At 58.4% G+C, this 13,392-nt stretch carries 15 protein-coding genes; 9 read left to right on the top strand and 6 right to left on the bottom strand.

Features of this window, described 5'->3' with window-relative positions; translation table 11 throughout:
• Window positions 1-311: 311 nt before the first annotated feature.
• Entirely contained in the window at window positions 312-461 is a 150-nt protein-coding gene (locus GG26_RS12790) for a hypothetical protein (protein WP_011429585.1), read from the bottom strand.
• Between the two features lie 134 nt (window positions 462-595).
• On the opposite strand from GG26_RS12790, the gene GG26_RS12785 reads away from it, so the two are divergent.
• A complete protein-coding gene (locus GG26_RS12785; RefSeq protein WP_011429586.1) occupies window positions 596-1,840 on the top strand; it encodes an Era-like GTP-binding protein in 1,245 nt (414 codons plus the stop codon).
• Here the strand turns inward: GG26_RS12785 and lipA are convergent.
• Together lipA and GG26_RS12775 are read right to left on the bottom strand one after the other, a co-directional pair.
• Entirely contained in the window at window positions 1,837-2,691 is an 855-nt protein-coding gene (lipA, locus tag GG26_RS12780) for a lipoyl synthase (RefSeq protein WP_011429587.1), read from the bottom strand. The two genes, GG26_RS12785 and lipA, sit on opposite strands and share 4 nt — an antisense overlap.
• A 221-nt stretch (window positions 2,692-2,912) precedes the next feature.
• Window positions 2,913-3,407 carry a DUF4079 domain-containing protein gene (locus tag GG26_RS12775; protein ID WP_011429588.1) on the bottom strand — a complete coding sequence of 165 codons (495 nt, stop codon included), beginning with the start codon at window positions 3,405-3,407 and terminating at the stop codon, window positions 2,913-2,915.
• A gap of 54 nt (window positions 3,408-3,461) precedes the next feature.
• Here GG26_RS12775 and GG26_RS12770 point away from each other — a divergent pair, with 54 nt between their 5' ends.
• Window positions 3,462-3,617 carry a hypothetical protein gene (locus GG26_RS12770; RefSeq protein WP_414390993.1) on the top strand — a complete coding sequence of 52 codons (156 nt, stop codon included), beginning with the start codon at window positions 3,462-3,464 and terminating at the stop codon, window positions 3,615-3,617.
• Window positions 3,618-3,872: 255 nt separating this feature from the next.
• On the opposite strand, the gene GG26_RS12765 is transcribed toward GG26_RS12770, so the two are convergent.
• The gene (locus tag GG26_RS12765; protein WP_414390990.1) at window positions 3,873-4,109 is read right to left on the bottom strand and encodes a DUF3148 domain-containing protein; all 237 of its coding nucleotides are present in this window, start codon (window positions 4,107-4,109) and stop codon (window positions 3,873-3,875) included.
• 508 nt (window positions 4,110-4,617) lie between these two features.
• On the opposite strand from GG26_RS12765, the gene GG26_RS12760 reads away from it, so the two are divergent.
• From GG26_RS12760 to GG26_RS12735, 6 genes are all read left to right on the top strand, one after another.
• Complete coding sequence (locus GG26_RS12760; RefSeq protein WP_041438119.1) at window positions 4,618-4,839, top strand: DUF2949 domain-containing protein; 222 nt, start codon at window positions 4,618-4,620, stop codon at window positions 4,837-4,839.
• On the top strand, window positions 4,820-5,788 hold the full coding sequence (gene mazG, locus GG26_RS12755) for a nucleoside triphosphate pyrophosphohydrolase (protein ID WP_011429591.1): 969 nt from the start codon (window positions 4,820-4,822) through the stop codon (window positions 5,786-5,788). Before GG26_RS12760 ends, mazG begins: the two co-directional genes overlap by 20 nt.
• 267 nt (window positions 5,789-6,055) lie before the next feature.
• Window positions 6,056-6,181 (top strand): hypothetical protein, encoded by a 126-nt coding sequence (locus GG26_RS12750; protein WP_255322527.1) that lies wholly within the window; start codon window positions 6,056-6,058, stop codon window positions 6,179-6,181.
• Window positions 6,182-6,297: 116 nt separating this feature from the next.
• The gene (locus tag GG26_RS12745; protein WP_041438122.1) at window positions 6,298-7,335 is read left to right on the top strand and encodes an isopenicillin N synthase family dioxygenase; all 1,038 of its coding nucleotides are present in this window, start codon (window positions 6,298-6,300) and stop codon (window positions 7,333-7,335) included.
• Window positions 7,336-7,438: 103 nt separating this feature from the next.
• Window positions 7,439-8,398, top strand: coding sequence for a transglutaminase family protein (locus GG26_RS12740; RefSeq protein ID WP_414344520.1), 960 nt, complete (start codon window positions 7,439-7,441; stop codon window positions 8,396-8,398).
• 92 nt (window positions 8,399-8,490) lie between these two features.
• Entirely contained in the window at window positions 8,491-8,997 is a 507-nt protein-coding gene (locus GG26_RS12735) for a hypothetical protein (protein WP_011429595.1), read from the top strand.
• Window positions 8,998-9,006: 9 nt separating this feature from the next.
• Here the strand turns inward: GG26_RS12735 and GG26_RS12730 are convergent, their stop codons facing one another.
• Window positions 9,007-11,733: a CBS domain-containing protein gene (locus tag GG26_RS12730; RefSeq protein WP_414390986.1), complete on the bottom strand. Its 2,727-nt coding sequence runs from the start codon at window positions 11,731-11,733 to the stop codon at window positions 9,007-9,009.
• A gap of 231 nt (window positions 11,734-11,964) precedes the next feature.
• The gene (gene frr / locus GG26_RS12725; RefSeq protein ID WP_011429597.1) at window positions 11,965-12,513 is read right to left on the bottom strand and encodes a ribosome recycling factor; all 549 of its coding nucleotides are present in this window, start codon (window positions 12,511-12,513) and stop codon (window positions 11,965-11,967) included.
• 247 nt (window positions 12,514-12,760) lie between these two features.
• Between frr and GG26_RS12720 the strand changes: the two genes are divergently transcribed.
• A complete protein-coding gene (locus GG26_RS12720) occupies window positions 12,761-13,300 on the top strand; it encodes a hypothetical protein (protein WP_414390984.1) in 540 nt (179 codons plus the stop codon).
• Window positions 13,301-13,392: the final 92 nt, after the last annotated feature.

The raw sequence follows: 13,392 nt of genomic DNA, 5'->3' as shown, positions 1-13,392 counted from the left end.
TGGTCAGGACTTGGCTCATAAGTTCATTGTACTTCATCAAAGCGCATTCCTCCCGGCACTGACCCTACGGGTACAGTGCGGGGCTCCTGCGATTTCTAGCTGACAGGCAACTTGGTAACTTGGAAAACCCTTCCCACCCTCTGATCGGGTTGGGGTTATTTCGAGTTGCAGTGCAACTGTTTGCCAATTCTGGGATCCCCTCTCCTCATAATGGGCAAGGGGCTGGGAGTGCTTGCCTGTAGCAGTGCTAGAGGAATGCCTCAGACTTAGACTTGTTCGGAATCACCTAACGATGGGCTTGCCAAGTTGGACTAGCGAAGGGCGCTCAGAAGCACAACATCCATAACCAGCAGCGCCCCAGCAAAGGCCAGCAGGCTGCGCACGATCTGGCGCTCTTGCTTAGAACGATGGGATCCACCCACACGAAGCCATTTCAGAGATTGGGGAAGGCGGTACAGCATAGGAGATTCGGCGGAACCCTAGGGTGATCATGCCCTATTTTGTGGGGTTTGGATTCCCCACGCTGGGGGGGAGAAACGGCTAGCCCTGAGGGGCAATTCCCTCTAGAGTGAGGGTTAGTCCATTGCCCCTGTCTATGACCACTCCCTTGACCCAAGCCGAAACCGTTTTGCAAAGGTGCTGGGATCATTGGCAATCTCTGGCCAGCCGTCGGGATTTACAACCGGAGTTCAGGGCTCTATCCACTTTGCGCAAGCGCCTCACCGCGCGGCTGTTTTCCATTGCGGTGTTTGGGCTGGTCAACCGTGGCAAGTCGGCCGTCCTGAACGCCCTAACCGGCGAGGAGCGATTGAAGGTGGGCCCCCTCAATGGGGTCACTCAGCAGCCCCAATCCCTGCTGTGGCAGCCGGAGCCAGGGATCCCTTGGCGAGTGAAGCTGGTGGATACTCCGGGTTTGAACGAAGTGGAAGGAGAAGCCCGCGAACAGTTGGCCTGGGATGTGGCCCGCTCGGCGGATTTGATCGTGTTTGTCATCGCCACCGACCTGACCCAGTTGGAATACCAAGCTCTCTCGGAGCTGCGCACTCTATACAAGCCCATCCTGCTGGTGTTGAACAAATGCGATCTCTACTCCGAAGCGGAGTTGCAGGCCATTTGTGCCCAGATCAGCCGCCACCTGGGCTGGGTATCGCCACAGGAGATTTTGACCGTGGCCGCCTGCCCAAAACCCCTGAAAGTCCGCACCCACTGGCCGGATGGCCGCATTACTTTGGAATGGGAACGGCCTGCACCCCAAATTGAAGCCTTGCGGGGGCGAATTCTGCAGATTTTGCAAACCGAGGCGGGATCCCTTCTGGCTTTGAATGTGTTGAAGCGGCTGGATCGGGTTCAGGCTCAGATTTTGGAAAAACAGTGGCAGCATCATGCCCGCTTTGTGGAGCAATGGGGCCAAGCTGTCGCCCTCGGCAAGGGGATTGTGGTGGGCTTGGCTCCGCTGGGGTTGGATTTGCTGTTGGCCCCACTGCTGGATGGCCTTTGGCTGTTGGGCTTGGGAGTGCGGCTTCACCTACCCCGGACGGCCTTGTGGAGGGGGCTAGTCTCCTTTCGCGAGGGGCTGTGGCGACCGCTGCTGCTCAATGGGGCTCTGCTGCTGCTGGCGGAAGGGGTGAGTTCCTGGCTGTGGGGAGACTGGGGCAACGGCCTTTTGCCGGGTCTGGTGGCGGGGGTCAGCCTGTATCGCCTGGGATCCCTGGCGCCACAGGTGCTCAGCCGGTTTGCAGCCCGAGCGTTCGGCCTGGAAGCGGGCCTTCGTGCCTTGATCGGACGGGAAAGGTTGGCTATGACAGACTGCACAGCCTCTCTGCCAAGCTCCCTGGCCTAGTTCTCAACCATTTCGGCAGCGTGGTAGGAGCTGCGCACCAATGGCCCTGAGCGCACCTGGCGAAACCCCATCTGGCGGGCTATCTGGCCCAGCTCGGCAAACTCTTCCGGAGTCCAGTAGCGTTCCACAGGGCGATGGGCCAAGGAAGGTTGTAGGTATTGCCCCAGAGTCAGACGATTGCATCCCACCGCCAGCAGATCCCGGAAAGTTTCCAGCACTTCTGCGCGGGTCTCCCCATGCCCCAGCATCAGCCCAGACTTGGTGGGTAATCCAGGATTCAGCTCCTTGACCGTTCGCAAAACCCGCAAGGACAAGTCGTAGCCGGAGCTGCGCCGTACTGCCTGGGAGAGGCGTCGCACCGTTTCGATGTTGTGGTTGTAGCAAACAGGCTGGGCAGCCACCACACGGGCAATGCATTCGCGATCCCCGCGAAAGTCGGGGGTAAGCACCTCGATCTGGGTGCCGGGGCAGCGCCGCCGAATTGCCTCCATGACCTCCACAAAGCGACCGGATCCCTGGTCGGGCAGATCGTCGCGGGCCACCGAGGTGAGTACCACATAGCTGAGCCCCAGCAGCTCAACCGCCTCGGCCACTTTCTCCGGCTCTGCGGGATCCAACGGTGCGGGCCGTCCACTGGCCACCTGGCAAAAAGAGCAGGCGCGGGTACAGATCCCTCCCATCAGCAGAAATGTAGCGGTTTTTTGGCTGTAGCACTCGGCTCGATTTGGACAGCGCCCCTCCTCACAAATGGTGTGCAGGCCCCGCTGCTTGATCACCTGCTGCACCGCTGAAGTCTCGCTGGCTTTGCCGATGGAACGCTTGACCCAACTGGGAAGAGGGCTAACCGACATAGGGAGAACCGTTGCGTTAACTGGGTATCGGCAACAAGACTGCGCCCCTCTACAGCCGAAGGATGCAGCGCCTGCTCTGCCATTCTGACATGATGAAGCTCTGGGTTCCGAAAAGGGGAGGCCGAAGTCTTTGGGTCGACGGACTTCTCGGCTCGCACCAGCGGGACAAAGTCCTCCCAAAGCTCAGCCCTGTTCAGGGTTGCATGGGTCTTTCGGGGAGATTAAGCCACCTGGGGTGTGGTCAGCATTTGGTTGACGATGCGCTGCACAATCTGAAAGCCGGTCACCGCCTGCCAACCCAAGATCGCCAGGATCACCACGTTTAATAGGACATGCACATTACGCGCCCAGACCTTTTGCCCGTCTTTCATCAGCGGTGCTAGAGCCGCAGAGCTGGCCACCAAGGCCACAATGCCCAACCCAGCCAGCAGGTGAGGCCCAACAAACAGCTTGCCGTTGTTCAGGTAGGTAACCCCCATGCCGCCCAGGGCTCCGAACACCATCAACACCAAGAACAGGGATCCGGCGAGGAAATGCCGCTGACCAAACTTCCCTTTGATCAGCTCCTTGCGTTCTTCTGCCGAGGCAGTGCGCACCCGTCGCGCTTGCAGACCCAGGTAAAGGGCATACAGGGCCAGCGCAAACGCCAAAATCATCAGCACAGGATGAAAGAAAGGCAAGGCCAGTTCTAGCCAGCGAGGAAGTTGAATGCTCATAGAGATCGCAGGATGGAAGAGGAAGACGCCCCCAAATTAACATGAGTTAACCTGATGCGCGGCAGTCTCCAGTCTCAGCGCAGCGGACTGGCACCCTATGGCAGGGTAACCCCCTGCGTCACTTTGTGGCTACGCAACGCTGCCGCGGCCCAGCTTTATCCCAGTCGCCAGCAAGAAAAACTCTTGCACCACTGGGGGCGGATGTGCTGAGCCCTCTACAGCGCGGCGGTGGCAGATCGCAAAACCAGCTACCAAAAGCTGGGCAGGTCTGTCAGCTACTTCGACACCGCTGACGGGAATAAGCAACTGAGCTCGCTGAAGCGTCAGAAGCGGCTAGCCGCGGTTCAGGCTATCGCGAAAGTCCGCCGGCCAGTTGAAGGCTCGCTTCTGCAGAAAGCTGCCAGCTCCCAAAGGTTCTAAAGGCCGGCAAACCCATCCAGCTGGCTCGGAGGAGAGATGGGCGTGTCAGGACAGGGATCCCACCGGCGCGAGATATTTTCCGTCTATGAGAAAGATGCCATTGGCAAACTGCACACTGTAGGTGCCCAACAGCCGCCGCTGCAGGATCACCCCTTGTTCGTGCAAGCGGATCAAATAGGCCGGGCGCAACATCGGCATTGGGTCAGCCGTTTTTAGGTAAGGAGGCATCTCCACCACTTGAACCGTTGCCCCCACCGGCAGTAAACCCTGGGCTTCAGACATAACGGGAGTCCATGTGGCAAGTGTCTCTAGCTTAGCTGAACGTAGGACGATGTATGCCCAAAACCGAACCCGAGCAGGATGACAGCATTAGGGCAGATCCCAGAGGAGCCGAACAGATTGGATCCCCGAAGAATTGTTGTAAGATTTTTATCAAGCACGAGGATTCAACGAGATAAAAAGGTAACATCTTGCAAGGTGAGTTGGTTTTTCCCACAAAGAAAAAGCAGTCGGCCTTTCGGGGTGCTGCCAACTGATCGCCAATTTGCTACCATACCATGAACTCTTGGTACCCATTTTTTGTGTCCTTGGATACATAAACCTCATTTGCTGAGGCAATTTAGGGGTTTTCTTGCCGTGGAGCTGTGGGCACAGGGCTTGGTAAGCTCACCTGTGGCCTATTTGCCAGCCGGATCTTTGCCGAAACTCTGTAGGAGTGTTAAGAATAGTTACGTTAGTTTACTATCTTCTCAGTTTCATATTTGTCCTTCTTCAGCGCTGCGAAACGACCATGCTAGATCCCATTCCCCCCCCAGCCCTTGAGGAATATCTATTGGAAACGGGCATTATCGACCGTTCTCAACTGAGCCTGGCCAAGAAGCTGCAGCATCGCCAGCAAGGGCCGTTGCTGATGATCCTTTTGGAGTTGAGTTTCATCGATCTGGAGCAGCTCAGCCGCCTTTTGGATTTGGGCCGCACCTACCCTTTTGACCATGCTGCAAACGCTGGATAGTCTTCAGCCCGACTGGCAACAGGCTCTGGCTCGGTGGTTCGCTGCTGAGCAGGGATCCCTGCTGCTGAAAAGCTGTGGGGGCCAGGATCTGGCGAAGCTGCGCAGTGTTTTGCAACAGATCTGTTCTCCTGTCCAGTCTGTTACGTTGCTAACAGAAGACTTGGAGGTGGTGGCCGGCCCATTGACGCTCCAAAGCTGGGATCCTCAAGCGACGGGCCATTTTGCCCACCTTTATCTGGAGCGTTCCGCCTCTAGCTCACACATGAGTCGTTTGGCGGCTGTTGTTGCTCGGTTGCGCGCTCCCGACGGGTGTCCTTGGGATCGGGCCCAAACTCCAGAGTCTCTTACCCCCTACATTCTTGAAGAAGCGTATGAGACGGTAGCTGCCATTCGAGCCGGGGATCCGGCAGCAATTGCCGAAGAGCTGGGGGATTTGTTGTTGCAGGTGGTGTTGCAGTCTCAGATCTTTGCCGAGCAGAACCACTTTGATCTGGAAGCTGTGGCTGCGGGAATTGCCGATAAGCTCATCCGCCGTCACCCCTATGTGTTTGGGGATGCTGTGATGGCAGATCTTCCGGAGTTGCACCGCTCTTGGGAACAGATCAAGCAAAGGGAGCGACCGGATCAAAGCCTTGGCCAAAAACTGCTGCACTATGCCCAAAGTTTGCCTCCCCTAATGGCTGCCCTGAAAATTTCCTGCAAAGTGGTGGGGGCAGGGTTTGAGTGGCCAACGGTGGAGGGGATCTGGGCCAAGATCCGCGAGGAAGAAGCCGAGCTGCGTCGAGAATTGGAGAGGGATCCCCCCGATCCAACTCGGCAGGAAGCCGAACTGGGGGATCTGCTTTTTGCCCTGGTCAACTTGGGCCGTTGGTATGGTTTGGATGCTGCCCAAGCTGATACATTTACGCTGAACACTGCTGAACATCACTGTTCAACTATGCAGCGATAGCATTCTGTTTGTTTCCAAACAGAATGGCGGTATCCCGCAAAGCTTTGAGTAGAATACCCAAAGCGCAGTTTCCGTGTCGTCTTACTACCAATTTTCTGCTTTGCTTTGGCTACCATGTTGGCAGACTCGAAAGTAAACAGAAAGATCAACTGGTAGTAATCCGTACTGAACATATTATACATTATTTTCAGTATAGTTGAGCTTATTATTGACTAGAGTCATGCTCTAACCCAAACCAACCTGCGCTTTGCTCGCCGTTTTTTGCGCATGGAAGAGCTGGCTCAGGAACCAGCGGGATCCCTGCCCGGTGATGGCATAAGCTCCCTTCTGAAAGGGCGCAGTCTCCAGGAGCTGGAAGTCCTCTGGCAACAGGCCAAGCAAGAATATCCCTAGTTTCGATATGGGGTTGAGCTGGCGCTGGCTTTGAGGGGGTATCCGCCCACACAGTCTTGGGGCAAGTTCTCTTTGTAGGGTAGGAGCTGTTCTGAGCACCTGTCTCTATGTCGGCTATGTCTCCAGTTTCTTCCTTTGAGCAAGCTGGGATCCCTTGTCTGGATTTGACCCCCTTTCGGGAGGGCACGGATCCGCTAGGGGTTGCAAAGGCTTTTGGGGCAGCCTTGGAGGAGGTGGGGTTTGTGGTGATCACAGGGCATGGGATCCCGGAGGCCATCATACAAACAGCCTACGAGAGAGCGAGGGCTTTCTTCGACCTGCCGCTGGAACAAAAAATGGAGGTGGTGACTCCGGATCGCGTCAAAAACCAGGGATACCTGCCGATTGGCATCGAAAGTGTAGCCGCTACCCGTGGGGCAGAGGTTCCCTACGATCTCTGTGAGGCGCTGGTGTTCAATGACCTGTTTCGGGAAGATCCACAACGGCCCCAAGCAGGGGTGGATCCGGATTCGGGCAACCTTTGGCCCACCCATCCAGCAGGACTGCGGGCTGCTCTTCTGGCTTATGATGCGGCTCTGCTTCAGCTCACCCAAACCTTGATGCGCATGGGCGCGTTGGCTTTGGATCTGCCGGAAACCTATTTTCTGCCTTTTATGGAGGGGAAAGGGGGAGTGCTGCGGGCTGTGCATTATCCTGAACAGGAGGTGGAGCCCATCCCGGGACAGCTACGCTATGGGGCTCACTCCGACTACGGTGGCTTCACGATTCTGCGACAGGATGGGGCGCCGGGAGGGCTGCAGGTGTACTCCAAAGCAGGAGAGTGGATTGATGTGCAGGCTGTTCCCAACGCCTTTGTCATCAACGTTGGCGATCTGCTATCCCGTTGGACCAATGACCGTTGGCGCTCCACGTTGCACCGCGTGGTCAATCCACCCCGATCGGCTTTCGGTTCCAGTCGCCGCCTGTCTTTGGTTTACTTTACAGCTCCTCGGGACGATGCTTGGATCGAATGCCTGCCCACATGCCAGAATGCAGCAAATCCCCCTCGCTATGCTCCTGTACAGGCTGGGGAGTACATCCGCTCTAAGCTGGAGGTTTCGATGATTGGGAAGGCAGGGCAAAGCTCTCGGAGATCTCAAACTCGGGATCCCTGAAGTCTAGAGATCTCGGGCAGACGATGCAACCGCTTCTTGGCTTTGATCTGGGAGCAGTTTGGGTTGCCTGATCTCGGTGCTCCTTTGCCTGTGATAAAACTCCTTGCCCGTCATTTGGCCTGTGCAAATTCAGATCCGCCATCTCATCGAATATCGCTACAGTCGTCCAGTCCAACTGGAGCCCCACACGGTGCGATTGCGACCGCGCTGCGACGGGATCCAAACTCTCCTGGCTTTTGAGTTGCAGGTGGATCCGCAGCCGGTGGGCCAATCGGCGCTGGTGGACCTGGAGGGCAACGCGGCGGTTCGGCTCTGGTTTGGGGATCCCACCGAGCACTTGCGCATCCAAACTCAGGCCACGGTGCTCACCCTGCGGCAGAATCCCTTCGACTACCTGCTCTGCGATTGGGCCACCCATCTCCCCATCGACTATCCCAGCACGCTGGCAGCCCAATTACAGCCTTATCTGACGGCTCAGGCGGATCCCGGCATCCAGGCCTTGGCCTGGGAGCTATGGGATCACGTGCAGGGGGAAACGACAGCTTTTCTGCCGGCGCTGAACCAGCGCATCTATTCAGAATGCCGCCACATCTTGCGGGAAAAGGGGGATCCCTGGCCTGCCGGCTTGACCTGGCATCGCAAAACCGGAGCCTGCCGCGATTTGGCCCTGGTGTTCATGGAGGTCTGCCGTACGGTAGGCTTGGCCGCGCGCTTTGTCAGTGGCTACCAGGTCAGCCCCTCACGGCCTTCGGGGGAGAGCATGGGCGGAGAACCCCCAGAGCCTGGGCGCCGTCATCTGCACGCTTGGGCGGAGGTGTACTTGCCGGGGGCCGGTTGGCGGGGCTTTGATCCCACCCAGGGGTTGGCCGTGGCCGATGGTCATGTGGCTTTGGCGGCCAGCGCTTACCCCAGAGATGCCGCTCCCATTTACGGCCATTGGCTGGGCAAGGGCGTTCACAGCAGTATGAGCTACACCATCCACATCCAGGCGGGATCTTCTGCGCAAAGCCAAGCCCAGCTTGCTGCAGACAGCCTTAGCACTTCACCAAAAGTGCGGAGCTGAAGCCGTAGAGCTTCAACTTGGCCGGATCCCAAAGCGAAAATTTGAGATAGCATAGCCTAGCCAAGATCTAGAGAATCTGCCGAGGGATCCCGTTGACCCAGTCTATTGATGTCCCCACCAGCGTTGATACGTTTTTGCAGGAGTTGGCCGCCATTCAGCAAGTTGGGCCGAAGCGAGTGGCCATCCTGGGCAGCCGTCATGTGCCCATTACCCATCAGTATTTGATCGAGACCCTCAGTTATGCCCTGGCCCTTACCGGCAATCAGATCCTCACCTCTGGGGCCATTGGCACCAACTTGGCCGTCATTCGGGGGGCGATGCGGGCGGACATGAAGTCCTTGACGGTGATCTTGCCCCAGAGTTTGGAGCGACAGCCGGCAGAGTCGCGGGCCAGCCTGGAGCAGGTGCTGCATCTGGTGGAGCATCCCGAAAACGACCATCTTCCCCTGGCGGAGGCCAGCCGCCTGTGCAACCTGGAGATCATCGGCAAGTGCCAGCAGTTGATCTGCTTTGTCTTCCACGACAGCGTCACGCTGCTGGATGCCTGCAAGCATGCTGAGGAACAACACAAGTTGGTCACTCTCTTCTATTTCGACTGATTTGCCCTTCTACTTTCTTCCTCGGTATTGAGCTTGCGGCAGGGGGAAGTGTTCTTGTAGCCAGGCTTCAGCTTCTGCCGGGGTGGTGAGTTCACCGTTCAGGGTGAGGCAACGCAGTTGCTCCAAAATGGCTTGGAAGGGGCGACCTGGCTTATAACCCAGACGACGCAGATCGTGGCCGTTGAGCAGCGGCTTCACCCAGTACCACTCCTGCAAATAGCGCCAGATCAGCCGCCGGGCCGGCTTGGGGGCGATCCCGGCCACCAAAATCACTGCTGGGATCCGCAGCCCCTGCAGCAGTTGCACCACCTGGGCCGGAGAGAGGGTGCTGGGATCCAGTTGGGCCAACAGGGTTTGGTAATAGGAGGAATGGCTGAGGCGTTCGATGCCTGCTTGGGTGAGGTGGAGTTGGCTGGCCACCTGGGGGGCTTGGGGTAGGGTGAGGAGGAGAGCCTCTAGGCGCAGTTGCCAGATCTCCTGGGATCCCAGCTCAGGATAGCGGCGGCGAAAGTGATAGGCCCAGCGGCCCACCCGTTGCAACCGCTGACACAGGGAGGGATCCCACTCCAGGTCGGGGTGAATACAGCGCAAAGCTCCCCATTCTGCCAGCCGCTCAAAGGCTTGGGGCCAATCGCGGGATCCGAGAATGTAGGCCAGCTCCTGCTTGAGGCGATCCCCGCCGACGGCATCGTGCAGACCACTGGCCACGGCAGCGCGGATCCATTTTTCTGTGGTCGAGTCCAGGGCGAAGCCCAAGCGCACCGCAAAGCGCACCGCCCGATAAATGCGGGTGGGATCCTCGATGAAGCTGTTGGGGTGTAATGCCCGGATGATCCCCTGTTGCAGATCTGCTTGTCCGCCGAAAAAATCCAGCACCTGTCCTCGCTGGGGGCCGTTGAGGCGCAAGGCCAAGGCGTTGATGGAAAAATCCCGCCGATAGAGGTCTTGCTGGATGGATCCCATGGCCACTTCGGGGGGAGAGGCCGGGTAGGGATAAAACTCCGTGCGGGCGCTGGCGATATCCACACAAAAGCCGCCTGGCCAGATCAAGGCCGCCGTTTGGAATTTGCCGTGGATCTCCAGCCGCGCTTCCGGGAAGCGCTGTTTGAGCGCTTGTCCCAAAATCAAGCCCCAGCCCGGGGGATCCGTCCCATCCAGGGCCGGAGAGTAGGGCCCATCCACCACCAAGTCCAGATCCAGCCGCTCCAGGTTGGGCGAGGGCTGCCGTCCCCACCGGTGCAGCAGCAGATCCCGCACCGTTCCCCCCACCAGATACAACCTCAGGCCCTTCTCATCGGCGATGTGGGCGGCCTGCTCCAGCAACTGTCGATGCCGCTCCGACAGGGCCGCGAAGGTGAGATCCAAAGGGCAGGAAAGGGTGGGCAAAGCCAACTGGGGTGAGAGGGCCGGCAACTCGTGTAGGTGCCGCAACACATCGGTGCGAGTTACAATGCCCACCAACTGTCCATCCTGGAGAACCGGCAGGCGGCCAATATCCCACTGCACCATCAACCGCTGAATCTCCGCCAAGGGGGTGTCGGGGGAGAGGGTTTTCACGTCGGTGGTCATGTAGCCCTTGACGGGGGCATGGCCAAATCCGTGGTGCAGGGCGATATCGATATCCCGCCGCGAGATCACCCCCACCAGGCGACCTTGAGCGTCCACCACCACCAGGCCGGAATGGCCGTAGCGCAGCAGCACCCGCTGGGCCTCGTCGATGGTGATCTCCGGTCGGATGGTGCGCACCGGAGCCGACATCAAATCTTTGGCCGTCACCGGGGGCGGGATCCGCTCTTGGACAGCCTGCCTGAGGGCCGCCATGACTTGGGCCGGGTCGGGCAAAGGCTGCTCTGGGCTGGCTTTTAACGTGGCTGCTGCAGCACAATCGTGTCCACCGCCGCCGTAGAGGGCCATCACCCTGCCCAACTGGGCAAACTCCTGCCGCGCCCGCCCGATCAGGCTGAGCCGCTCCCCCTGCCGCGCCACCAAGAGCAGCACATCCACTCCCGTCAGATCCATCAGCCGCATCACCAGGCTGGCCAAGCCGGGCACAAACTCCGGCAGCTCCAGCAGCCATTCTCCCAGGCGATACTCCCCCACCTGCTGCACCTGCATCTGGGCCAACCCCTGGCTGAGCAGCTCGCGCATCTCTGGGGTGAGGCCATCCCCCAAAAAGCGCCGCAACAAGACCAGGTTCACCCCCTGATCCAACAGCCAGCTCAGGGCAGCAGCATCGCGGGCGGTGGTCTCCGGGAAGGTCAGGGATCCCGTATCCATGTGAATGCCCAAAGCCAGCGCCAGCCGCTCAAAAGGGCTGAGAGGGATCCCAGCAGCCTGCAGCCGCTCCACCAGCAAGGTACAGGTGGCCCCCACGGCCTCGATATGACAGTTCACCTGCTGCTGCGGCCAAAAGCCATCCGGTGGGGTTTCCGGATCCCTGAGGTGATGGTCGAAAATCTCGATTTGGGTGCCGGGGACGCTCAACCAAGCGGCAGCTTTTCCCAAGCGATCCGGATCGTGACAATCCACCACAATCCACCGCTGCACCTGTCCCGGATCCACAGAGCGCAACTCAATGAGGGGAAATTCATCTCGGTACAAGGCCAAAAACTCCTGCACCCCCGGCAGGGATCCCCCGGTCAAGGCGATGCGGGCACCCGGATACAGGCGGGCCGCTCCCACCGCCGCCCCCAGGGTGTCGAAATCCGCCGATTGATGGCACAGGATCAGATCCATTGCGGCAAGAGTTGTCGTTTTCCCCCCTTCCATCCTGGCCTAAGCCGGGATCCCTCTTGTTGGAATTGGACGAGGAGAAACGAACGGCTGCCCGACTTCGAGGGGCAAGTGGAAACCTTGAAGTTTCGGGATGAGTGTCGAGTTTTGATCAAAAAATGGGGTCTTTAACCCCGTCCTACGGCTATGCAGAAGCAGGCCAGTAGCGTGGGGAGTTATGTCCACAAGGAGCTTTTACAGCGTCGTCAGCTCCTTTTCTTTTTCTGCCAGCAGCTCATCGATCTTTTTGATATAGCGGTCGGTCAGCTTCTGGATGGCATCCTGCAAGCTTTTGGACTCATCTTCAGACAGCTCGCCATTTTTCTCTCGCTTGCGCACCGAGTCGATGCCATCCCGCCGGATGTTGCGGATCGAGACTCGCCCCTCTTCGGCTAGCTTGGCCACCTGTTTGCTCAACTCTTTGCGGCGCTCTTCCGTCAGGGGGGGAATGGTGAGCCGCACCACCTTGCCGTCGTTGCTGGGGGTTAGACCTAGGTCAGAGGCAACAATGGCCCGCTCAATGGCCGCCAGGGTCGAGGGATCAAAGGGCTGGATCAAGAGAGTGCTGGAGTCTGGCGTGGTGAGGCTGGCCAGGGCCTTCAGGGGAGTGGGCACGCCGTAGTACTCCACCTGAATGCGATCCAGCAGGCTGGAATTGGCCCGCCCGGTGCGTACCGTATTAAAGGAGCGCTGTGTGGCTTGCACAGCTTTGTTCATCAACTCCTCAATCTCAGCTAGCTCCACGGGGTTTTCCTCGCTTTCAAAATCAGTTTCCAGATATCAGGCTCTGGCAGCAAACCTGGCACCTCTACGGTGAGCCTGACCTCAATTTTACTGCCTTGTTGGGATCCAGATGGGATCCCGTTCCTCAGAGCTGCACCTGCAGTCGGCGAATTTCTCGCCAGATGCCCCCCAGTGGGATGGTACGAGCTCAAAGCTTCCCCTAAACTGCTCTGCAGTTTACTGCACAACACAGGCACAACAAAGTTTTATGCTCTCTCGCCAAATTGGTTCTTCAACGGCCCTAACCTGGCTGATCGGCAGCTTGAGTCTCCTGGGTTTTGGAGCGGCTGCGGCAGCCTTGGAGTTGCAGATTGTGTCCCCCAACGCCTATAAAGTGCCCTACCTGGGAATTGATGGCGTCTTTACCCTGGATACGTCTCTGGAACAATCTGCCAACGATCCGCGCAATCCGAAGCGGGTGAAGTTCGAGAAGATGGAGTTTTTCTCCTTTTATGCCGACCTGGAGGGGAAAAAGCCCCTGGCGGAAAATTGTCGCTACGCCTATCGGGGAGCTGCGCCGGATCCCTTCTACTACCCTGAGCGCTCCTTAAGTTCCATCTGGGATTTGTTTCAGTTGCGGCCTGGAGCAGACGCCAGTTGCGAGACCTTCACCTATGTGATTCTGCGGGCACCCCACGGGGATCCGGTGCACATGCACCTGCGCTACGGAGGCCGCAACAGCAGCTTCCAGGAACTTGTAAACTACCCGGCTCCGACCGCTAAGCGGTACGGAGCGGGCTTTCAGTAGCCCTGAGCCTGTTCTGCTCTACCAGAGAACAAAACAAGCCCGAACCTCTAGGCTGGTTTACAGCAGCCCCCAAAAGCGCAATCACATTCGCA

Source organism: Synechococcus sp. 'PEA 65AY6A-5F PE A' (assembly GCF_047462575.1).
Lineage (GTDB): Bacteria > Cyanobacteriota > Cyanobacteriia > Thermostichales > Thermostichaceae > Thermostichus.
This window is presented reverse-complemented; position numbering and strand designations above follow the sequence as displayed.

Coding starts and splice junctions, on each gene's coding strand:
- GG26_RS12790 (WP_011429585.1), bottom strand. CDS start 461: ATGCTGTACCGCCTTCCCCAATCTCTGAAATGGCTTCGTGTGGGTGGA.
- GG26_RS12785 (WP_011429586.1), top strand. CDS start 596: ATGACCACTCCCTTGACCCAAGCCGAAACCGTTTTGCAAAGGTGCTGG.
- lipA (WP_011429587.1), bottom strand. CDS start 2,691: ATGTCGGTTAGCCCTCTTCCCAGTTGGGTCAAGCGTTCCATCGGCAAA.
- GG26_RS12775 (WP_011429588.1), bottom strand. CDS start 3,407: ATGAGCATTCAACTTCCTCGCTGGCTAGAACTGGCCTTGCCTTTCTTT.
- GG26_RS12770 (WP_414390993.1), top strand. CDS start 3,462: ATGCGCGGCAGTCTCCAGTCTCAGCGCAGCGGACTGGCACCCTATGGC.
- GG26_RS12765 (WP_414390990.1), bottom strand. CDS start 4,109: ATGTCTGAAGCCCAGGGTTTACTGCCGGTGGGGGCAACGGTTCAAGTG.
- GG26_RS12760 (WP_041438119.1), top strand. CDS start 4,618: ATGCTAGATCCCATTCCCCCCCCAGCCCTTGAGGAATATCTATTGGAA.
- mazG (WP_011429591.1), top strand. CDS start 4,820: ATGCTGCAAACGCTGGATAGTCTTCAGCCCGACTGGCAACAGGCTCTG.
- GG26_RS12750 (WP_255322527.1), top strand. CDS start 6,056: ATGGAAGAGCTGGCTCAGGAACCAGCGGGATCCCTGCCCGGTGATGGC.
- GG26_RS12745 (WP_041438122.1), top strand. CDS start 6,298: ATGTCTCCAGTTTCTTCCTTTGAGCAAGCTGGGATCCCTTGTCTGGAT.
- GG26_RS12730 (WP_414390986.1), bottom strand. CDS start 11,733: ATGGATCTGATCCTGTGCCATCAATCGGCGGATTTCGACACCCTGGGG.
- GG26_RS12720 (WP_414390984.1), top strand. CDS start 12,761: ATGCTCTCTCGCCAAATTGGTTCTTCAACGGCCCTAACCTGGCTGATC.